The following is a 19575-nucleotide window of genomic DNA, read 5'->3' as shown; positions in this document are numbered from 1 at the left end:
GACGCCGGCGTCCGGATTGTCCGGAACTCTACCCCGGTTTTTCTTCTTGCGTCGGCTCCCTACGATGAGCGCTCGTTCATTGCCGAGAGGTCACGTCATGTCATCCCTGCCTGTCACCGCCTTGCGCGTGGAACCGGACGCCGCGCTGCGCCACCGGCTCGACGACGCGCTGGATCGCGCGCTCGCCGACGCGCGCATGGTCGGCGCGGTCGTGCTGGTCGCGCAGGACGGCGAGCTGCGTTATGCGCGCGCCGTCGGCCTTGCCGATCGGGAAGCCGGCACGCCGATGCGGGACGACGCGCTGTTCCGCCTGTCGTCGGTCACGAAGCCGGTCGTGGCGGCCGCCGCGATGCGGCTGGTCGCAGCGGGGCGCATCGCGCTCGACGAACCGGTCGCCCGCTCGTTGCCCGGATTCCGCCCGACGTTGACCGACGGCACGCCTGCCGTCATCACGTTGCGTCATCTGCTGTCGCATACGGCCGGCCTCGGCTACCGCTTCCTCGAAGCGGACGGCGACGGCCCGTATGCACGCGCCGGCGTGTCCGACGGAATGGACCGCTCGGGTCTGTCGCTCGCCGAGAACCTGCGGCGCATCGCCAGCGTGCCGCTGCAGTTCGCGCCGGGTACGTCGTGGGGCTATTCGCTGTCGATGGACGTGGTCGGCGCGCTGATCGAGGCGGTCGACGGGCGGCCGCTCGCCGACGCGGTTGCCGCGCTCGTCACGACACCGCTCGGGATGACCGACACCGCGTTCGTCGCGCACGACGCCGCACGCTTCGCGACGCCTTACGTGAGCACGCCGGGCGCTCCGCGCCGGATGGCGGACGTCGATCTCGTGCCGGTGTTCGACGGCACGATCGGCATCCGCTTCGAGCCGGCGCGCGTGTTCGATGCCGATGCGTGGCCGTCGGGCGGCGCGGGGATGGTCGGCACCGCACGCGATTGCGTGACGCTGCTCGATGCGCTGCGCACGGGCCGCGACGGCTGGCTCGAACCCGCATGGGTCGACGAGATGGCGCGCGTCCAGCCGGGTGCGCGCGAACTGCGGGATGCGCCCGGTTTCGGCTTCGGGCTCGGGTTCTCGGTGCTGCGCGATCCGGTGGCCGCGCAGTCGCCGGAGTCGGTCGGCACCTGGCGCGGGGGCGGCGCGTACGGGCACACGTGGTTCGTCGACCGCGCGGCGGGGCTGACGGCCGTCGCGCTGACCAACACGCTGTACGAGGGCCTCGACGGGCGGATCGTGACCGCGGTGCGCGATGCGGTCTACGGCGTCGAAACCGGGAGCGCGGCATGAGCGACTGCACGACGATCGATGACGAGCTGGCCGTTCAGCCGGTGCAGGCCGGCGCGCGCCTGCCGGTTGCGAACCTGCTGGCGCTCGCGACGGCCGCGTTCATCACGATTCTCACCGAGGCGCTGCCGGCCGGCCTGCTGCCGCTGATGAGCGCCGACCTGCGCGTGCCCGAGGCGCTGATCGGCCAGCTCGTGACCGTGTATGCGCTCGGCTCGATCGTCGCGGCGATTCCGCTCGTCGCCGCGACGCGCGCGATGCGCCGGCGCACGCTGCTGCTCGCGGCGCTGGCCGGCTTCGTCGTGTCGAATGCGCTGACGGCCGTGTCGCCGTACTACGCGCTGACGCTCGCCGCGCGCTTCGTCGCGGGGATGGCGGCCGGGCTGCTGTGGGCGCTGCTCGCCGGCTACGCGAGCCGGATGGTCGATGCCTCGTTGCGTGGCCGGGCGATCGCGGTCGCGATGCTCGGCGCGCCGGTCGCGATGTCGATTGGCATTCCGGCCGGCACCGCACTCGGCGCGGCGCTCGGGTGGCGCGTCGCGTTCGCGGGTATCACGCTCGCGGCGCTCGTGCTGATCGGCTGGATCCGTTGGCGTCTGCCCGATTATCCGGGGCAGCCGGCCGGCGCGCGCGAGCCGGTGCTCGGCGTGATGACGCTGCCCGGCGTGAGGCCGGTGCTGACCGTGATGTTCGCGTACGTGCTGGCGCACAACCTGCTGTATACGTACGTCGCGCCGTTTCTCGCGGGCGTGCGGATGGGCGCGCAGGTCGATGCGGTGCTGCTCGTGTTCGGTATCGCGTCGCTGGTCGGCATCGCGCTGACGGGCGCGTGGATCGGCGCCGCGCAACGGCGGCTGACGCTCGCCAGCATCGCGTTGTTCGCCATCGCGGCGGCGATGCTCGGCGCCGGTTCCGGCATGGCGATCGTCTATGCGGGTGTCGCGCTGTGGGGGCTCGCGTTCGGCGGCGCGCCGACGCTGTTCCAGACGGCCACCGCGAACGCCGCGGGAGAGGCGGCGGATGTTGCGCAGTCGATGCTCGTGACGGTGTGGAACCTCGCGATCGCGGGTGGCGGAATCGCGGGCGGGATGCTGCTCGGCGCAACGGGGGCGGGCGCGATTCCGTGGGTGCTCGTCGCGCTGCTGGCGGCCGCGTGGGTCGGCGCATGGCGGGCTCGCCGGCATGCGTTTCCGGCGCCGCGTGCCGCGTGAGTTGGCAGTGTGCAGGTGCGGGCGCGATCGCTGACGGCGCGCGAGAAGGAGGTGCTGAAATGGACTGCGGCAGGCAAGACGTATGCCGATATCGGATTGATTCTGTCCATCTATGACCGGACTGCGAAGTTTCACTTGATGAACGTGATGCACAAGCTTCGCGTGGCCAATAAGGCGGAGGCCATCATGAAGGCCACGATGCCCGGGTTTCTGCAGTGATGCCCGGGTTGTCCGGACGCGTCGGCGATCCGCCGTGCGGCGACCGCATGCGGTGACGGGAAGCCGGCACGCCGGCTACGCTTCCAGCGCCGCCCTCGCGCACGTCTCGTCGGTGACGAGCCCCGACATCCAGCCGCCGCGCAATGCGGCGATCACCGCATCGCGTTTCTTCGGGCCGCCCGCGAACGCGATCGTCGGGCGCTTCGGCGGCGTGGCGAGCGACACGCTCGTCACGCGCGTGCCGGTCGACACATCGATCAGCTTGCCTTGCGCGTCGATCGGCACGCCGAGCAGTTCGGCCACCGCGCCGAGCGCGGTCATCTCGTCGCGCTCCTGTTCGGTGATGAAGCCGTCTTCGTAGAGCGGGCAGTGCGGGCCGATGTTGCCGATCCCGACGAACGCGACGTCGGCCTGGCCCGACAGTGCCTCGACGATCCGGTACAGCCGGTGATTGCACCACTGCGCACGCTCGGCGGCGCTGTCGGCGAACAGCGGCGCGGGCAGCAGGAAGTGCTTGCTGCCGGTTTTCTCGGAGATGTACTGCGCGACGTCGTAGCGGTTCGACGAACCGTCGGCCGCGATCGCGCCGACCATCGACACGAGGCGGTGCTGCGGTCGGTCGATCTGCGCGATCTGTGCGACCGCGGCCTTCAGCGTCCGGCCGCTGCTGACCGCGATCACCATCGGCCGCGTTTCGTTCAGGTAGCGCTCCATCACCTGCGCGCCGGCGACCGCGAGCTTGCGGTCGATCGCGTCGGGCGCATCGGCATCGACGGGCACGACTTCGCACATCGCGAGGCCGTAGCGCTTCGACAACTGTGCGCCGAGATCGAGGCAGTCGGCGAGCTGGTGGTCGACGCGCACGCGGATCAGGTTCTTCTCGACCGCGAACGCGACGAGGCGTTGTGCGACCGGGCGCGACACCTGCAGCTTTTCCGCGATCTCGTTCTGCGTGTCGCCCGCGACGTAGTAGAGCCACGCGGCACGCGTGGCGAGATCGAGTTTTTCTGAGGACTTGGACACGATAGCGATTCGGTTCGGAGCTGGGGGGCCGCCCGCGGGCCGGCCGGCGGGCCGCATGACGGCATCCACTGTACCGCATGTCGCGCATGCGGCCGACGGCCGGCGCGCGTGACAGGCGGCGCTTACGCGAGCCGTGCGCGCGAGGGTTCGTACAGCGGCCGCACGTGGCGGTACAGCGAACGAAACGCATCGAGGCGTTCGCGCAGCAGCGCATGGCGGGCGGCATCCGGCGCGTATTCGGCCCGCACCGGCGGCTTGGCCAGCACCGCATGCGGATCGCCGCCGACAGCCAGCCAGCCGAGCCGCGCCGCGCCGAGCGCCGCACCCGTTTCGCCGCCGCCGTGCTGGCGCGTGCGCACGTTCAGCGCATCGGCGATCAGTTGTGCCCAGTACGCGCTGCGCGCGCCGCCGCCGATCAGCGACAGCTGGGCGGTTTCGACGCCGGCCGCATGCAGCGCGTCGAGACCGTCGGCGAGGCCGAGCGTCACGCCTTCGAGCACCGCGTAGCCGAGATGCGCGCGTTCGGTCGCATGCGTCATCCCGAAGAACACGCCTTGTGCGTACGGATCGTTGTGCGGCGTGCGCTCGCCGGACAGGTAGGGCAGGAACAGCGGGGCCGTCGCGAGCGCGTCGGCGTCGAGCGCCTCGACTTCGGCGAGCAGGGCGGGCTCGTCGGTGCCGGTCAGCTTGCAGACCCAGCGCAGGCAGCTCGCGGCTGACAGCACGACGCTCATCAATTGCCAGCGGTCGGGAATCGCGTGGCAGAACGCATGCACGGCCGATGCGGGGTTCGGCATGAAGCGATCGCCGACCACGCTCAGCACGCCGGACGTGCCGAGCGACACGAAGCCGTCGCCTGCGTGGATCGCACCGATGCCGAGCGCGCTCGTTGCGTTGTCGCCGCCGCCGCCGGCTACCACGACCGCCTCCGACAGCCCGAGTTCGCGCGCGATGTCCGCGCGCAGCGTGCCGGATGGCGCATTGCCTTCGACGATGCGCGGCATCTGGTCACGCGTCATTCCGCATGCGGCGAGCAGTGCGTCGGACCAGTCGCGGCGTGCGACGTCGAGCCACAGCGTGCCGGCTGCGTCCGACGGGTCGGACACCTTCGCGCCGGTGAGCCGGAACCGCAGGTAATCCTTCGGCATCAGCACGCAGGCAGTCGCCGCGAACACATCGGGCTCGTGCTTCGCGACCCACAGCAGCTTCGGCGCGGTGAAGCCCGGCATCGCGAGATTGCCGGCGAGGGCGTGGAGGTCGGGTGCGCGTTCGGTGAGCAGCGCGCACTCGTCGGCGCTGCGCATGTCGTTCCACAGGATCGCGGGGCGCAGCACGCGGTCGTCGCGGCCGAGCAGCACGGCGCCGTGCATCTGGCCCGACAGGCCGATGCCGCGCACGGCCGCGAACGCTTGCGGATGCCGTTCGCGCAGCGCAGCGAGCGCGGCGAGCGTGCCTTGCCACCAGTCGTCCGGATGCTGTTCGGCCCAGCGCGGATGCGGCCGCGACACGGTGAACGGCGAGCCGGCGGTGCCGACGACCGTGCCGTCCGGGGCGAGCAGAAGCACCTTCACTTCCGAAGTGCCGAGGTCGATGCCGAGATACATGAGCGATCCGTTCCGTCAGTGGGGACTCGCTACTTTAGCCGCGCGGCCGTGCACGTGCCAAGGCAGGTTCGCCCCAATGCGCGTCAGCGCGCCGCGAGCCATGCATCGACCCGCGCGAGCCCGGCGCGCAACGCCTCGACCAGCGCCGCGTTGCCGGCGAGCGAACCCCACAGCGCGCGGCTTGCGCACAGCGCGGCGACCTGGTCGTCGGCCTCCGGACGGCCGGCCCCCGGATGGCCGGACCCGACGATCGCACGCGCGGCGCTTTCGTCCATCACGCCGTCCTGGTACGCGTACGGCAAGGTGCCGCGCGCCCAGCGTTCGAGAAAGCGCAGGAACAGCGCGGGCAGCACGGCTGTGGCGACCGGCGCCGCGCCGCGTGCGAACGATTCGACGAGCGTCGGTGCGATGAAGCCGGGGATCTTCGAGAAGCCGTCGGCCGCGACGCGCTGGTTCGTGTCGAGTACGTACGGGTTGCCGAAGCGTTCGAGCACGACGTCGCGGTAGCGCGCGAGATCGAGCGGGCTCGGCGTCAGGCACGGGATCACGTCCTGCGTCACGTAGTCGTGCGCGAAGCGCCGGATCGCCGCGTCGTGCGTGCCTTCGTGGATATACGTGTGGCCCGCGAGCGTGCCGGCCCACGCGATGCAGCTGTGCGTCGCGTTGAGGATGCGGATCTTCGCTTCCTCGTACGGGTGCACGTCGTCGACGAGTTCGGCACCGGCCAGCTCCCAGCGCGGCCGGCCGGCCGCGAAGCGGTCCTCGATCACCCACTGGATGAACGATTCGCCCATCACCGGGCATGCGTCGTCGATGCCGGTGGCCGCCAGCACGCGCTCGCGCACGTCGGCGGTCGGGCGCGGCGTGATGCGGTCGACCATCGCGCTCGGCGTCGCGACGTTCGCATCGAACCACGCGAGCAGGTCGGCCTGCCCGCGCCGCTCGAGGAATTCGCGCATCCCCGCGCGAAAGCGCGCACCGTTGTTGCGCAGGTTGTCGCAGCTCTGCAGCGTGAGCGGGCCCGCGCCGCGCTTCACGCGTTCGGCGAGCAGCGCCGCGAGCGCGCCGTACAGCGTCGTGCGCGCACCCTGCAGGTCGGCCGCGAGATCGGCATTCGCGACGTCGAGCCGGTTGTGTTCGTCGAGGTAGTAGCCGCCTTCGGTGACGGTGAACGACACGATCCGGCAGGCCGGATCGGCGCCGGCGTCGATCAGCGCGGCGAGATCGATCGACCAGGGCAGTACGCGCGTGATCGCGCGGATCGTCTCGTACGCGCGCTCGCCTTGCGGCGTGACGGTCTCGAGCGTGTATTCGCCGTGCTGCGCGGCGAGCGCGTCCATCGTCGCGCGCATGTCGTCGCGGATGTTGCCGACGGTCAGCGACCAGCGCTCGTCGGGCGGCACGGCCGCGTTCACGCGATGCAGATACCACGCCTGGTGCGCGCGGTGAAACGAGCCCGCGCCGATGTGCAGCAGCACGGGCGTGCGGGCGGAGGGCGATGCGCTCATCCGGTGTCTCCTGTTCGTGCCAGATTTTCCTGCCGAGTACGAATACGATCATTTGCTCTTTGTGTGAACGAATGATCGTATTCGGGCGAACGAAAGTCAAGGCGGGGAAACGGCATTTCGATGGTGCGCTGCGGTGGCGGGCCGAATGAGCGGGCGGAAAGGCGCGCGACACGATCGCGCTGTGGAGCGCGTTCTTCATGTGCCTGCTCGCCGTGTATGCGGCGTTCAGCTGGCTGCCGACGATGCTGGCCGCGAGCAGGCTGAGCGTGTCGGTCGCGGGGACGGGGCTCACCGCGTACAACCTCGGCGGCGTGATCGGCGCGCTGCTGTGCGCGTGGACGATCGCGCATGCCGGGTCGCGCTGGCCGCTCGTGCTGTGCAGCATCGGCGGCGCGGCGAGTGCGGTGTGGCTGATGGGGGGCGATGCAAGCCGCCACACGGGCTGGCTGATCGTCGGGCTCGGGCTGCACGCTGTTCGTCAACGAGGTGCAGTCGACGATGTATGCGCTCTGTGCGTACATCTACCGACCGCCGTGCGCGCGACGGGTACCGGAAGCGCGCTCGCGTTCGGCCGGCTCGGCGCGATCCTCAGTGCGTTCGCGGGCGCGATCGTGATCACCACGGGCGGCGCCACGGCCTATCTGACGATGCTGGCGATCGCGATGCACATCGTCTGCGTCGCGCTGCTCGTCGTGCGGCGGCATATCCCGTGGCTGTCACGTGCGGCAGCGCAGCCGCGCGAAGGGGAGGAACTGGCCCGCACGTCGTCGTGACGGCGGGCGAGTGGTGCGTTACAGCGTGGTGCGCACGTGCCAGAGCTCGGGGAACAGCACGACGTCGAGCATCTTGCGCAGGTACGGCGCACCGCTGGTGCCGCCCGTGCCCTGCTTGAAGCCGATGATGCGCTCGACGGTCGTCACGTGGCGGAAGCGCCACTGGCGGAATGCATCCTCGAGATCGACGAGTTCCTCGGCCATCTCGTAGAGCTCCCAGTGCTGCTGCGGGTGGCGGTACACCTCGAGCCACGCGGCTTCGACCGTTTCGTCGTGCTGCGTCGGCTGCGTCCAGTCGCGCTCGAGCCGCGCTTGCGCGATCGGGAAACCGCGTCGCGCGAGCAGGCGGACGACCTCGTCGTAGAACGACGGCGCCTCGAGCGTCGCGCGCACCTGTTCGAGGATGTCGGGCCGGTGCGCATGCGGCTGCAGCATCTGCACGTTCTTGTTGCCGAGCAGGAATTCGAGCTGGCGATACTGATACGACTGGAAGCCCGACGATTGCCCGAGATACGGCCGCATCGCCGAATACTCGGACGGCGTCATCGTCGACAGCACGTTCCACGCCTGCACCAGTTGCTCGAGGATCCGCGACACGCGCGCGAGCATCTTGAACGCGGGCGGCAGCGCGTCGGTGCGCACCGCGTCGAGCGCGCCGCGCAGCTCGAACAGCGCGAGCTTCATCCACAGCTCGCTCGTCTGATGCTGGATGATGAACAGCATCTCGTTGTGATCCGGCGACAGCGGATGCTGCGCGTCGAGGATCGAATTCAGCGACAGGTAGTCGCCGTAGCTCATCGACTTCGAGAAATCGAGCTGTGCGTTGTGCCAGCCGGCTTCGCCCGAGGAATCGCCCGGCACGTGCGGCGCTTCGTGTGCCGCTTGTGCCGGATGTGCGGCGCGTGCGCCCGAGAACGGGCAGCCCGCCGGCGCGTCGCCGCCGGGCGGCTGCATATGACCAGAATTCACGACTATCTCCAGATTTGAATGACGGGGCGCGGCGCGCAATCCGCGTGACCGCGGTGCGCGCCGGGCAAGGCCGGTCAGGTCACCGCGCCGCGTTCGGCGAACTCGGGCGCCTTCCAGGCGTCGGTGGCGAGGATGTCGCGCAGCGTCTCGACGGCATCCCACACGTCGACGAAGCGCACATAGAGCGGCGTGAAGCCGAAGCGCAGCACGTACGGCTCGCGGTAGTCGCCGATCACGCCGCGCGCGATCAGCGCCTGCATCACCTCGTAGCCGTGCGGATGCTCGAAGCTCGCCTGCGAGCCGCGCTGGTGATGCGCGCGCGGCGTGACGAGCTTCAGCGACAGGCCCGCGCAGCGTGCTTCGACGAGCGCGATGAAGGCATCGGTCAGCGCGAGCGATTTGCGGCGGATCGCCTGCATGTCGGTTTGCAGGAACACGTCGAGCCCGCATTCGACCATCGACATCGACACGATCGGCTGCGTGCCGCACAGGAAGCGCGCGATGCCCGGATCGGGCGCGAAGCCCGGCTGCATCGCGAACGGTGCGCGGTGGCCCCACCAGCCGGACAGCGGCTGCGAGAAGTGTGCGTGATGACGCTGCGGCACCCACACGAATGCGGGCGAACCCGGGCCGCCGTTCAGGTACTTGTACGTGCAGCCGACCGCGCCGTCGGCGCGCGCGCCGTTCAGGTCGACCGGCACCGCGCCGGCCGAGTGCGCGAGGTCCCACAGCATCAGCGCGCCCGCGTCGTGCACGAGTTGCGTGACGGCCGGCATGTCGTGCATGTAGCCGGTGCGGTAATTCACGTGCGTGATCATCGCGACGGCCGTGTCCGCGCCGAGCGCGGCCGGCAGGTCGGCCGGATCGTCGATCAGGCGCAGTTCATAGTTGCCGCCGAGCTGCTCGATCAGCCCCTGCGCGATATACAGGTCGGTCGGGAAGTTCGAGCGCTCCGACACGATCACGCGGCGCTCGGGCGCGCGCTCGGCCTGGTGGCGCAGCATCGCCGACAGCAGCTTGAACAGGTTGATCGAGATGGTGTCGGTGACGACCGTTTCGCCCGGTGCGCCGCCGATCAGCGTCGCGAGCTTGTCGCCGAGACGGCGCGGCAACGCGAACCAGCCGGCCGTGTTCCAGCTGCGGATCAGGCCTTCGCCCCATTCGGCGCCGATCACCTGCTGCGCGCGGGCGGCCGATGCGCGCGGCTGCGCGCCGAGCGAGTTGCCGTCGAGATAGATCACGCCGTCGGGCAGGGAGAACTGGTCGCGCAGCGGGGCGAGCGGATCGTCGCGGTCGAGCGCGAGTGCGTCTTCACGGGTCTTGATCATGATTTGAGTCGTCAGTCGGGGTAATCAGGAGGCACGCGCGGGCAGCGCGCGCAGCACCGCGCGCACGGGGCTCGCGTCGAGCGTCGCGAATTTCAGCGGCAGTGCGATCAGTTCGTAGTCGCCGGGCGGCACGTCGTCGAGCACGATGCCTTCGAGGATCGCCATCCGGTGCGCGCGCACGCGGTGATGCGCATCCATCGTCTTCGATTCCTGCGGGTCGAGCGACGGCGTATCGATGCCGATCAGCTTCACGCCGTGCGCGGCGAGCAGGTCGACGGTCTCGGGCGCGACCGCGCAGAAGTCGCTGTCCCATCGTTCGACGCTGGCGCGTGCATACGTGCGCAGCAGCACGCGCGGCGGCACGCCGTCGAGCGCGGCCGCGACATCGGCCGGCCGCACGACCGGCGATGCGCCGATGCAATGGATCACGCGGCACGGGCCGAGATAGGTGTCGAGCGGCACGGCGCCGATCGGCGCGCCGTCGGCGTCGTAATGCAGCGGCGCGTCGCAGTGCGCGCCCGTGTGCGGCGACAGCGTCAGGCGTGCGACGTTGACCGGCGAGCCGGCCTCCATCCGCCACACGCGTTCGACGGAAACCGGCGTATCGCCCGGCCACACGGGGGTGGCGGGGCTGACAGGCGGCGAGATGTCCCAGAGGGTGTCCATGGCATGACGATTCGGTGAGTCGATGCTTCGAATGATAGGTGGACGCTCGCAGAAAGTGCTTGCGAAATAAACATGGACAAACCGCCGGATTGGCAGATAATTCGACTCAGAGGGAAAACGGGGACCAAAAATGCACGCGATCACGCTCGATGCCACCGACTGCCGGATTCTGGCGGTACTGCAGGAAGAGGGCAGAATCAGCAATCTCGACCTGGCGGAACGCATTTCGCTTTCGCCATCCGCCTGCCTGCGCCGCATGCGCCTGCTCGAGGAGCAGGGTGTGATCGAGCACTATCGCGCGTGCCTGAGCCGCGAGAAGCTCGGCTTCGAACTCGAGGCGTTCGTGCAGGTATCGATGCGCAACGAAGAAAATCAATGGCACGAGCGCTTCGCGGAAGCGCTGCGCGAATGGCCGGAGGTGGTCGGCGCGTTCGTCGTGACGGGCGAGAGCCACTATCTGCTGCGCGTGCTCGCGCACAACCTCAAGCACTACTCGGATTTCGTGCTGAACCGGCTCTACAAGGCGCCGGGCGTCATGGACATCCGTTCGAACATCGTGCTGCAGACGCTGAAGGACGAAGCCGGCGCGCCGGTCGGGCTGGCGCGCACGGGAGCGATCAAAGCGGTGTAAGGCCGTGGAAGCCGCCGCCGTGGAACACGAGCGGCGGCGTCGTGTCCGATGCGGCGCGCACGCCGCAGCGTTCAACCTCGCCGACGAAGATCACGTGGTCGCCTTCGTCATAGCGGCTGCGGTTGTGGCATTCGAACCATGCGAGCGCGCCGTCGAGCACGGGCATCCCGGAGTTGCCGGCCGCATGCGCGATTCCTTCGAAGCGGTCGCCCTTGTAGGTCGAGAAGCGCTTGCACAGGTCGAGCTGCGAGGCAGCAAGTACGTTCACCACATAGTGGCTGTTGCCGCGGAACACGGGCGTCGACGCCGATTTGTGCGCGAGGCTCCACAGCACGAGCGGCGGATCGAGCGATACCGAGTTGAACGAGCTGGCGGTGATGCCGATCAGCTGTCCGGACGGCGCGCGCGTCGTGATCACCGTCACGCCCGTTGCGAACTGGCCGAGCGCTTGCCGGAAAGCGGCCGAGTCGAAATCCGGGGGATTGGCCTGGCTCATCGGGCAGCCATCCGGGACGAGACGGGCGGGCGCGGCGCGACGCGAGCGGGGCGGGCACGGCGGACGAAAGGCGACAAGGCGGTCGATGGGGAAGGGGTGCGCATGGCCCGATTTTAGCGGAATCGGGGCCGCCGGGCCCGGCCAGGCGGCGCATCGAGGGGGCAGGGTGACGTAGCGAACACTGCGGCGCGCGGCAGGACGGGCAATCGCGCGCGGCCGGCAACGCCGTTCTGTCGCGTTTTTCGAACGGGGCCGCCGCGCGGTCCTGCGCAGTTGCATCTCCCCGCCGCCGATCCCCGCGCCATCTATCGCGCCGCCGCCAGTCCGAGCGACAGCGCGCCCGTCACGATCAGGCTCGACGCCCACACCGCATCGAGATTGAACCAGCTCCGCGACACGAACTTCAGCCCGAGATAGCGGTACACGAGCCACGCGAGCCCGCCGCCGGCGCCGATCATCGCGATTGCATGCACGGCCGCGACGACGAGCGCCATTCCGAGATGCGCATCGACGAGCGTGGCCGCCGCCCGGTGGCCGGCGTCCCGGTCGAGCCCGCAGAGCCCGAGGTAGATCGGCACCAGCATCAGCCCCGCGCCATGTGCGATCGCGACCGCGAACGACCACAGGCCGAGCCGCGCGGGCGGGATCCGCGCGAGCGCACGCGGATGCCGGCGCCGGATCAGCAGCACGGCGCCGAAGCCGATCACGAGCGCGCTCGCGCCGATCCGGATCGCCGATTGCCAGGCAAGCAGCGCGGCGAGCAGCCCGAACGGCAGCATCACCGCGAAGACCGCGAGCGCATGGCCGAGCGCGAGATAGCCGAGCGCCGCGACGAGCGCGCCGCCGCGGCGCGTCATCAGCGCGTTCGACACCGCGAGCGGCCAGCCCATCGCGGGGTTGAGCCCGTGATACACCCCGCTCGCGAGCACGGCCGCCCACAGCGCGAACTGGGCGTGTAGGCCGGCGTTCAACGCTTGACCGACGGATAGCAGAACGAGTCGGTCGAGCAGTCGCCGCCTTCGAGCCGGATCTGGTGCGCGCGATAACCTTCGGGGAACTCGACCCAGTAATCGTCGGCGAGCGTCAGCCCGCCTTCCGGCCCCGCATGCGCGAGCACCTGCGCGGCCGGCACGCCATCCGGATAAAACTGGTCGTCCCACGTCGAATAGAGCGAGTTGGTCCAGTACACGCGCCGGCCGTCGCGGCTGATCTCGACCATCTGCGGGCCGCCCGCGAATGCGCGGCCGTTCGAGTGCGGCGCACGGCGCGCGATGCCGCCGATGCGGACCGACCCCGCGAGCACCGGGTTGTGCGGGTCCGATACGTCGTACTGGCGCATCTCGCCGGTGCCCCAGCACGACACGTAGAGGAAGCGGTCGTCGAGCGACAGGTCGATGTCGGTCACGAGCGGCGGCACCGCGCCGAACGATTTCAGCAGCGGCGGCAGTTCGTCGGCCGCGGCCGGCTCGGCCGGGATGGTCGCGGTCTTCTTCACATGGAACTTGCCGCCTTCGCGCCACCAGGTCCAGATCGAGCCTTCGAGATTCGTCGTATCGACCACGACGCCGACGAACCCGTATTCGCGCACCGGATCGTGCGCGGGCCGCACTTCGAGCGCCATCTGGTGCTGTGCGCCGAGATCGATCGTCTGCACGTTGCGCCGCGCGCGCAGGTCCCAGAAATGCAGCCTGTGCCCGTATTTGTTCGCGAGCAGGTCCTCGGGCACGATGCCGTTCTCGAATTGCGGCGGCAGCGCCCATTCGCTCGACACCATGTAGTCGCGCGGCAGGTTCCACCAGAAGTCGTAGTGCTTGTCCTGCGGGCCGCGGTCGATCTCCCAGCGGCCGAGCACGTCGAAGGTTTCGCAATCCATGATGAAGATGCCGGGCGCGCCGTCGGTGCCGTCCTTGCCCGCGCCGCCCAGCGTGCTCACGTAGATGCCTTCGGGGCCGCAGTGAACGGTGTGCGGCCGCGAATAGCCGGTTTTCGAGAAGATCTCGTCGGGCTCGACGATCTTGTGGATGCGCGCCTGCGTCGGATGCGGCTTCGTGTCGATCACGTAGATGCGCGACGAGCGCAGGCCGGGGATGATCAGGAAGCGGCGTTCGAGGAACGCATGGCCGGTCAGCGGCGACAGCGACGACGAACAGGCATTCCAGCCGAAGTGGTGAAACTCGTCGCCGGTGTTGGGCATCGTCACCGTATGCACGATCTTTCCGTAGGTCGTCGAGCCGGGCTTCACGTCGATCACGGCGAGCGCGTCGGGTCTGGAAAAATCGGGGCTCAGCAACAACGTATAGGCAAACTCTTCCGCCGGCGCCTGCATCGCAAGCTCGGGCGAAGCGTGAAACGTCGGGTCAGGTCGCATGCTCATGGTGATGCCCTCTCGATGGGTTCGGATCGTTGACGCACGGCCGTTCGTTGCGGGCGTGCGGGTCGGGGTTGCCGCGCGGCGCGCGTGGCGCCGGCAGGCGCGATCGGCAGGCGGGTGCACGCGTCGGCGACACGTGCGGCGCGCCGTGCATCAGATCGTGAAAGCGGAGAAAGGCGGTGTTCCGGATCGCCGCACGCGGGGCGAGACGGACGTACGGCAAGGGGGTGGCACGGTCGAAGCGGCAGCCCGCGATGCGGCGACGGCCGGGCGAGTGATGCAGGTGATGTCTGTTAAGGCATGCATATCGATGTTCCGGCAGATGATGTTTGCATCAGGGGCGGGCACGCATCGGGCGCTTTGCGCGAGGCAGCGGGTTTGCCGCCGCGCTCGCGCGTGCCTAAGTGTAGACGAGAAAGCAGGCGGCCGGTCGTGCGCGGTACCTGTGCAACCTGTCAGGTTCGCGCGCGAGTGAGATACTTGCCGCAGTGCCGTTGCGACCCGCCCCCGGGTGGGCAGCGGCGAGACGGAACGGTGGCGCCGGCGCATGCGTGCCGGCTGCCGACATCAACGAAGGACTGATTTCATGGTGAACGAGATGCTTGAAACCGCGACATTGGGAGGCGGGTGTTTCTGGTGCACGGAGGCGGTGTTTCTCGACGTCGACGGCGTGACGGCCGTCCAGTCGGGCTACGCGGGCGGCCATACGCGCAATCCCGGCTATCGCGACATCTGCGAAGGCGACACGGGCCACGCGGAAGTCGTCAACGTGACGTTCGATCCGGCGCGCATCGGCTATCGCGAGATCCTCGAGATCTTCTTCGCGACGCACGATCCGACCCAGTTGAACCGGCAGGGCAACGACGTCGGCACGCAGTACCGTTCGGTCGTGTTCACGCATTCGGACGCGCAACGCGACACGGCGCTCGACGTGATCCGCGAGCTGGAGCGCGAGCAGGTGTTCGGGCAGCCGATCGTCACGCAGGTCGTGCCGCTCGACGGCAACTACTGGCCGGCCGAGGATTATCACCAGAACTATTACGCGCGTAACCCGGGGCAGGGCTACTGCTCGGTCGTGATCGGGCCGAAGCTCGCGAAATTCCGGCAGAAGTTCTCGCACCGGCTGAAGTCGCTGCGCGGCGCGTAAGCGCCGGAACGGCGGAAGCCGGCGCAAATGGGCGTCAGGCCGCCTCGTTGCGCCACTGCGCGCACGCGGCGGCGATCTCGCGCGCGAGCGCGATGCACGACAGCGGCGCGGAGCCTTCCGCCTTGTTGTTGATCGTGATGATCACCGGCTGCCCGGCCAGCGCATAGCGCGCGGCCAGTTCGGCGAGCGCCGAGCGCGTGGCCGGATCCTCGTCGACGAGTTTGTCGAACGGCTCGTATTTCGCTTTCGCTTGTTCGTACTTGAAGCCGCTGTGCAGGCTCCAGCGCACGATCAGCGGGCCCGGCGCGTCGCCGTCGAGCAGGGCGAGCGCGGCCGCCTGGCGCAGCGCGTCGGGCATCCGCGCGTGCAGGCCGACGCAGTAGCGCACACCGAGCGCGGCGAGCGCGCGGATGAAACGCGGCGTGAGCAGGCTCGCGTCGCGAATCTCGATCGCATAGCGGGTGCCGTCGGTTTCCCGCGGCAGCGGTGGCAGCGCCGCGAAGAACGCGGCGAGCCGGTCGATCAGCGCGGCCGGCTGCGCGAGCAGCTGGTCGGGCAGCGGCGAGAACTGGAACACGAGCACACCGGCTTTCCGGCCGAGCCCTTCGAGGCACGGCTGCACGAACTCGCGGGTGGCGAGCTGCGCGTCGAGGAAGGTCGGGTTCGGCCCCGACGGCTCGCCGCGCCGGCCGCGGATGACCGCGTCGGTCACGGAGGCCGGCGCCTTCACGACGAAGCGGAAATCGTCGGGCACCTGCTGCGCGTAGCGCAGGTAATCGGCGACCGACAGCGGGCCGTAGAACGACCGGTCGAGGCTCACGCTCTTCAGCAGCGGATGTGCGCCGTACGCTTCGAGCCCTTCGCGCGACAGCTTGGTCTGCGCGAAATCGCCGTCGTAGACGATGCCGTCCCAGCCCGGGAAGTACCACGACGACGTGCCGAGCCGAACGTTCGGCGGCAGGCCGGCCGCCGCGTCGGCCACCTCGGGGGCGATCGGCGCGGGCAGCACGCCGCGTCGGCACCGGCCTTTCTTCGGCGGCGCGGCTGGCGGGGACGGTTCGTCCCACAGCAGGCCGGAAGCGGCAGGCGGTGTTTCGTCGGAAGAACGGGAGCGGGAGCGCGGTGCCGGCTGCGCGTCGTCGCGCGCGTCCGGTTTCACGTGTTCGTCGGTGCGGGCAGGCGGGCCGTCGTCCTCGGGCGACGCGCGTGCAGCGTCGGCCGGCACGCCGAACAGGTCGAATTGCCCGTCGGCGTGCGGCGCGTGCGCGTCGTCGTGCTGCTGTCGTTCCGGCGGCCCCTTGCGCCGCGTCCTGCCGTCACCCATGCATGCCCTGCGTGAAGCGCCGCCTAGCGCGGCAGCGCGTGTTCGTACATATAGCGCCGCGACCACGGTAGCGTTTTCGCGCTGCGTCCGGCCTTGCGGCACACGATCTGGAAGATCGACACGTCGTCGTGCTCGAACGCATACGCGCAGCCGGCGAGATACACGCGCCAGATGCGGAATTTTTCGTCGTCGACGAGTTGTCGCGCCGCTTCTGCCTTCGCCTCGAAGTTTTCCGTCCAGATGTCGAGCGTGCGCGCATAGTGCCGTCGCAGGCTTTCGACGTCAATCGCTTCCAGTCCGCCGCGCTGCGCGGCTTCCAGCGCGAGGCTGATGTGCGGCAGCTCGCCGTCCGGGAACACGTAGCGGTCGATGAACTCGCCGCCGCCGAGCGCGGTTTCGCCGCTTTCCGCGTCGGTCGACGTGATCCCGTGGTTCATCGCGATGCCGTCGTCGACGAGCAGGTCATGAATCCGCGTGAAATAGAGCGGCAGGTTCTTGCGCCCGACGTGCTCGAACATCCCGACACTCGTGATGCGGTCGAACTGGCCGTCGATCTCGCGGTAGTCCTGCAGCCGGATCTCGATCCTGTCCTCCAGCCCGGCCGCCTTCACGCGCGCGGTCGCGAGGTCGAACTGGTTCTGCGACAGCGTGACGCCGAGGCACTGCGCGCCGAACTTCTGCGCGGCGCGCAGCACGAGCGCACCCCAGCCGCAGCCGATGTCGAGCAGGCGCTGGCCGGGCTCGAGCTGGATCTTCGTCAGGATATGGTCGATCTTCTTGATCTGCGCGGTGGCGAGATCCTCGTCGCCGTTCTCGAAGTAGGCGCACGAGTACACCATGTTCTCGTCGAGCCACAGCTTGTAGAACTCGTTCGAGACGTCGTAGTGATACTGGATCGCCTTCTTGTCGGTGCTCTTCGTGTGATTGAAGTAGCGCTTCACGCGCGCGAGCTTGCTCGCGCTCGTCACCGTGCTGCGCGCGAGCGAGTAGCCGATGTTGATGATGTCCGACAGCTTGCCTTCGATGTCGATCTTGCCCTTCACGTAGGCCTCGCCGAGATTGTCGAGGCTCGGTTCGAGCAAGAGCGGCAGCGCCGACGCGCTGTTCACCTTCAGCGTGACCTGCGGCGCGCTGAAGGTGCCGAAATCGAGTTGGTCGCCGTTCCACAGCACGAGGCGCGCCGGTATGTTCGCTTTCGCCCGTACTTCGTCCGCCCACTGTGCCAGCTTCTTTTCCCAGAACATTTGGATTCTCCGTTTGTTCGTTGAATCGAATACAGCCAAGTATCTTGACCGGCGCCCGCCGCTTGCGCGGCGGGCGCCCGGATGCAACACGAGACACGACCGGCGTGCGCCGGCGCCGCGCTTACGGCGACAGGCGCGAGATCGACCAGCCTGACGAAGCGTTGGCGTCGCGCGTATAGAGCAGACGGTCGTGCAGCCGCGACGGGCGGCCCTGCCAGAACTCGATCGAGTCGGGCACGAGGCGGTAGCCGCCCCAGTGGGGCGGGCGCGGCGGGTTGTCGCCGTAGCGTTCGCTGACGGCCTTTTCCTGCGCTTCGAGCGTCGCGCGGCTGTCGATCACCGCGCTCTGCTCGGACGCCCATGCGCCGATGCGCGAGCCGAGCGGGCGCGACGCGAAATAGCGGTCGCTTTCCTCGGCGCTGGTTTTCTCGATCCGGCCTTCGATGCGCACCTGGCGCTCGAGCTCGATCCAGTAGAACAGCAGCGCTGCCTGCGGGTGCGCGGCGAGGTCGTGCCCCTTGCGGCTTTCGTAATTGGTGAAGAAGACGAACCCGCGTTCGTCGACGCCCTTGATGAGCACGATGCGTGCCGACGGCCGGCCGTCGGCGCCGACGGTCGCGAGTGTCATCGTGTTCGGCTCGGGCAGCTTGGCGGCAAGCGCCTCCTTGAACCAGCGGTCGAACTGGGCGAAGGGGTCGTGGGCGACATCGGCTTCGTCGAGCGAAGCACGCGAATAATTGATGCGGAGATCGGCGAGAGTCGTCATGTTATGCAAACGCTTCAATCTGGAACCATTGTAGCCAACGCGCAAGAAACGTGCGTGCACAGTGGCGCGTGCGAGCGGGGAGTTCAGGCAAAATAGAGGGCTGCACGACTTACGTTTTCCTTGCTGCCATGCCCGCCGCCGACACCGCCCCGCCCAGTTCTTCTGATCTTACCCCGACCCCGGAAATCCAGCTTGACGTGGATCGCGCGCGGCGCTTCGGCGGCGTCGCGCGGCTGTACGGCGCGCCGGCCGCCGCCGCGTTCGAGCGCGCGCACGTCGCGGTGATCGGGATCGGCGGCGTCGGGTCGTGGGTGGCCGAGGCGCTCGCACGCAACGCGGTCGGCGCGCTCACGCTGATCGATCTCGACAACGTCGCGGAAAGCAATACGAACCGGCAGATCCACGCGCTCGACGGCAATTACGGCAAGCCGAAGGTCGACGCGATGGCCGAGCGGATCGCGCTGATCGATCCCGCGTGCCGCGTGAACCGGATCGAGGATTTCGTCGAGCCCGACAACTTCGATGCGCTGCTCGGCGGCGGTTTCGACTACGTGATCGACGCGATCGACAGCGTGCGCACGAAGGTCGCGCTGATCGCGTGGTGCGTCGCGAAGCGTCAGCCGCTCGTCGTGGTCGGCGGCGCGGGCGGCCAGCTCGACCCGACGCGCATCCGGATCGACGATCTCGCGCTGACGATCCAGGATCCGCTGCTGTCGAAGGTGCGCGCGCAGTTGCGCAAGCAGCACGGCTTTCCGCGCGGGCCGAAGGCGCGTTTCAAGGTCAGCGCCGTGTATTCGGACGAGCCGCTGATCTATCCGGAAGCGGCCGCCTGCGATCTCGAGGACGGTGCGGAGCCGTCCGCGGCCGCGCACGTCGCGGGGCTCAACTGTGCGGGATTCGGTTCGAGCGTGTGCGTGACCGCGAGCTTCGGCTTCGCGGCCGCCGCGCATGCGCTGCGCGCGATCGCGGCGCAGGCCGCCGGCTGAGCGCGCGACACGCGGGCG

General features: G+C 69.1%; 18 protein-coding genes and 1 pseudogene. 7 read left to right on the top strand and 12 right to left on the bottom strand.

All coding sequences use genetic code 11. The annotated features are described in order from the left end of the window. Positions 1 to 97 precede the first annotated feature (97 nt). Genes ABY44_RS23600 through ABY44_RS23590 form a run of 3 tightly spaced genes read left to right on the top strand, consistent with a single transcriptional unit; the run spans position 98 to position 2721 of the window. A complete protein-coding gene (locus ABY44_RS23600; RefSeq protein ID WP_060171841.1) occupies positions 98 to 1294 on the top strand; it encodes a serine hydrolase domain-containing protein in 1197 nt (398 codons plus the stop codon). Then, on the top strand, positions 1291 to 2502 hold the full coding sequence (locus ABY44_RS23595) for an MFS transporter (RefSeq protein ID WP_060171843.1): 1212 nt from the start codon (positions 1291 to 1293) through the stop codon (positions 2500 to 2502). Before ABY44_RS23600 ends, ABY44_RS23595 begins: the two co-directional genes overlap by 4 nt. 9 nt (positions 2503 to 2511) lie before the next feature. Continuing rightward, positions 2512 to 2721, top strand: coding sequence for a helix-turn-helix domain-containing protein (locus tag ABY44_RS23590; protein ID WP_081072863.1), 210 nt, complete (start codon positions 2512 to 2514; stop codon positions 2719 to 2721). A gap of 75 nt (positions 2722 to 2796) precedes the next feature. Here ABY44_RS23590 and ABY44_RS23585 read toward each other — a convergent pair whose 3' ends face one another. The 3 genes from ABY44_RS23585 to dalD form a co-directional block, all read right to left on the bottom strand. Beyond that, positions 2797 to 3744, bottom strand: coding sequence for a sugar-binding transcriptional regulator (locus ABY44_RS23585; protein WP_034195854.1), 948 nt, complete (start codon positions 3742 to 3744; stop codon positions 2797 to 2799). Between the two features lie 122 nt (positions 3745 to 3866). After that, the gene (gene xylB, locus ABY44_RS23580; protein WP_060171844.1) at positions 3867 to 5348 is read right to left on the bottom strand and encodes a xylulokinase; all 1482 of its coding nucleotides are present in this window, start codon (positions 5346 to 5348) and stop codon (positions 3867 to 3869) included. Between the two features lie 83 nt (positions 5349 to 5431). After that, a complete protein-coding gene (dalD, locus tag ABY44_RS23575; protein ID WP_060171845.1) occupies positions 5432 to 6856 on the bottom strand; it encodes a D-arabinitol 4-dehydrogenase in 1425 nt (474 codons plus the stop codon). A gap of 149 nt (positions 6857 to 7005) precedes the next feature. Between dalD and ABY44_RS23570 the strand changes: the two are divergent. Beyond that, positions 7006 to 7629: pseudogene (locus ABY44_RS23570) on the top strand (MFS transporter); the annotation flags it as partial. Between the two features lie 18 nt (positions 7630 to 7647). Here ABY44_RS23570 and kynA read toward each other — a convergent pair. The 3 genes from kynA to kynB form a co-directional block, all read right to left on the bottom strand. Then, on the bottom strand, positions 7648 to 8583 hold the full coding sequence (kynA, locus tag ABY44_RS23565; protein WP_431642403.1) for a tryptophan 2,3-dioxygenase: 936 nt from the start codon (positions 8581 to 8583) through the stop codon (positions 7648 to 7650). An 89-nt stretch (positions 8584 to 8672) separates the two neighbouring features. Next, complete coding sequence (kynU, locus tag ABY44_RS23560) at positions 8673 to 9926, bottom strand: kynureninase (RefSeq protein ID WP_059688543.1); 1254 nt, start codon at positions 9924 to 9926, stop codon at positions 8673 to 8675. Positions 9927 to 9950: 24 nt separating this feature from the next. Further along, positions 9951 to 10592, bottom strand: a complete 642-nt coding sequence (gene kynB / locus ABY44_RS23555) for an arylformamidase (protein ID WP_060171846.1) — start codon at positions 10590 to 10592, stop codon at positions 9951 to 9953. A gap of 130 nt (positions 10593 to 10722) precedes the next feature. On the opposite strand from kynB, the gene ABY44_RS23550 reads away from it, so the two are divergent. Beyond that, entirely contained in the window at positions 10723 to 11223 is a 501-nt protein-coding gene (locus tag ABY44_RS23550) for an Lrp/AsnC family transcriptional regulator (RefSeq protein ID WP_006477992.1), read from the top strand. Here the strand turns inward: ABY44_RS23550 and ABY44_RS23545 are convergent. The 3 genes from ABY44_RS23545 to ABY44_RS23535 all read right to left on the bottom strand — a co-directional run bounded on the left by ABY44_RS23545 (position 11210) and on the right by ABY44_RS23535 (position 14093). Next, complete coding sequence (locus tag ABY44_RS23545) at positions 11210 to 11719, bottom strand: flavin reductase family protein (RefSeq protein ID WP_021162543.1); 510 nt, start codon at positions 11717 to 11719, stop codon at positions 11210 to 11212. The genes ABY44_RS23550 and ABY44_RS23545 overlap by 14 nt on opposite strands. A 305-nt stretch (positions 11720 to 12024) precedes the next feature. Next, on the bottom strand, positions 12025 to 12690 hold the full coding sequence (locus ABY44_RS23540; protein WP_027789263.1) for a hypothetical protein: 666 nt from the start codon (positions 12688 to 12690) through the stop codon (positions 12025 to 12027). Further along, entirely contained in the window at positions 12687 to 14093 is a 1407-nt protein-coding gene (locus ABY44_RS23535) for a selenium-binding protein SBP56-related protein (RefSeq protein WP_060171847.1), read from the bottom strand. The genes ABY44_RS23540 and ABY44_RS23535 overlap by 4 nt, the downstream gene beginning before the upstream one ends. 583 nt (positions 14094 to 14676) lie before the next feature. Between ABY44_RS23535 and msrA the strand changes: the two genes are divergently transcribed. Continuing rightward, positions 14677 to 15237, top strand: coding sequence for a peptide-methionine (S)-S-oxide reductase MsrA (gene msrA / locus ABY44_RS23530; protein WP_041492935.1), 561 nt, complete (start codon positions 14677 to 14679; stop codon positions 15235 to 15237). A 34-nt stretch (positions 15238 to 15271) separates the two neighbouring features. Here the strand turns inward: msrA and ABY44_RS23525 are convergent, their stop codons facing one another. The 3 genes from ABY44_RS23525 to pdxH form a co-directional block, all read right to left on the bottom strand. Beyond that, positions 15272 to 16561: a DUF72 domain-containing protein gene (locus ABY44_RS23525; RefSeq protein WP_060171848.1), complete on the bottom strand. Its 1290-nt coding sequence runs from the start codon at positions 16559 to 16561 to the stop codon at positions 15272 to 15274. 23 nt (positions 16562 to 16584) lie between these two features. Then, entirely contained in the window at positions 16585 to 17805 is a 1221-nt protein-coding gene (locus tag ABY44_RS23520; protein WP_027789267.1) for an SAM-dependent methyltransferase, read from the bottom strand. 121 nt (positions 17806 to 17926) lie between these two features. Next, positions 17927 to 18571, bottom strand: coding sequence for a pyridoxamine 5'-phosphate oxidase (gene pdxH, locus ABY44_RS23515; protein ID WP_027789268.1), 645 nt, complete (start codon positions 18569 to 18571; stop codon positions 17927 to 17929). A 128-nt stretch (positions 18572 to 18699) separates the two neighbouring features. Here pdxH and tcdA point away from each other — a divergent pair, with 128 nt between their 5' ends. Continuing rightward, entirely contained in the window at positions 18700 to 19557 is an 858-nt protein-coding gene (gene tcdA, locus ABY44_RS23510; RefSeq protein ID WP_060171849.1) for a tRNA cyclic N6-threonylcarbamoyladenosine(37) synthase TcdA, read from the top strand. The last annotated feature ends 18 nt before the right edge of the window (positions 19558 to 19575 follow it).

This window comes from Burkholderia sp. ZZQ-2 (genome assembly GCF_050768715.1).
Classification (GTDB): domain Bacteria; phylum Pseudomonadota; class Gammaproteobacteria; order Burkholderiales; family Burkholderiaceae; genus Burkholderia; species Burkholderia cepacia.
This window is presented reverse-complemented; position numbering and strand designations above follow the sequence as displayed.

What these genes read in the sequence shown, in the direction of transcription:
- ABY44_RS23600 (WP_060171841.1), top strand. Translation starts at nt 98, where the DNA reads ATGTCATCCCTGCCTGTCACCGCCTTGCGCGTGGAACCGGACGCCGCG.
- ABY44_RS23595 (WP_060171843.1), top strand. Translation starts at nt 1,291, where the DNA reads ATGAGCGACTGCACGACGATCGATGACGAGCTGGCCGTTCAGCCGGTG.
- xylB (WP_060171844.1), bottom strand. Translation starts at nt 5,348, where the DNA reads ATGTATCTCGGCATCGACCTCGGCACTTCGGAAGTGAAGGTGCTTCTG.
- dalD (WP_060171845.1), bottom strand. Translation starts at nt 6,856, where the DNA reads ATGAGCGCATCGCCCTCCGCCCGCACGCCCGTGCTGCTGCACATCGGC.
- kynA (WP_431642403.1), bottom strand. Translation starts at nt 8,583, where the DNA reads ATGCAGCCGCCCGGCGGCGACGCGCCGGCGGGCTGCCCGTTCTCGGGC.
- kynU (WP_059688543.1), bottom strand. Translation starts at nt 9,926, where the DNA reads ATGATCAAGACCCGTGAAGACGCACTCGCGCTCGACCGCGACGATCCG.
- kynB (WP_060171846.1), bottom strand. Translation starts at nt 10,592, where the DNA reads ATGGACACCCTCTGGGACATCTCGCCGCCTGTCAGCCCCGCCACCCCC.
- ABY44_RS23550 (WP_006477992.1), top strand. Translation starts at nt 10,723, where the DNA reads ATGCACGCGATCACGCTCGATGCCACCGACTGCCGGATTCTGGCGGTA.
- ABY44_RS23545 (WP_021162543.1), bottom strand. Translation starts at nt 11,719, where the DNA reads ATGAGCCAGGCCAATCCCCCGGATTTCGACTCGGCCGCTTTCCGGCAA.
- ABY44_RS23535 (WP_060171847.1), bottom strand. Translation starts at nt 14,093, where the DNA reads ATGAGCATGCGACCTGACCCGACGTTTCACGCTTCGCCCGAGCTTGCG.
- msrA (WP_041492935.1), top strand. Translation starts at nt 14,677, where the DNA reads ATGGTGAACGAGATGCTTGAAACCGCGACATTGGGAGGCGGGTGTTTC.
- ABY44_RS23525 (WP_060171848.1), bottom strand. Translation starts at nt 16,561, where the DNA reads ATGGGTGACGGCAGGACGCGGCGCAAGGGGCCGCCGGAACGACAGCAG.
- ABY44_RS23520 (WP_027789267.1), bottom strand. Translation starts at nt 17,805, where the DNA reads ATGTTCTGGGAAAAGAAGCTGGCACAGTGGGCGGACGAAGTACGGGCG.
- pdxH (WP_027789268.1), bottom strand. Translation starts at nt 18,571, where the DNA reads ATGACGACTCTCGCCGATCTCCGCATCAATTATTCGCGTGCTTCGCTC.
- tcdA (WP_060171849.1), top strand. Translation starts at nt 18,700, where the DNA reads ATGCCCGCCGCCGACACCGCCCCGCCCAGTTCTTCTGATCTTACCCCG.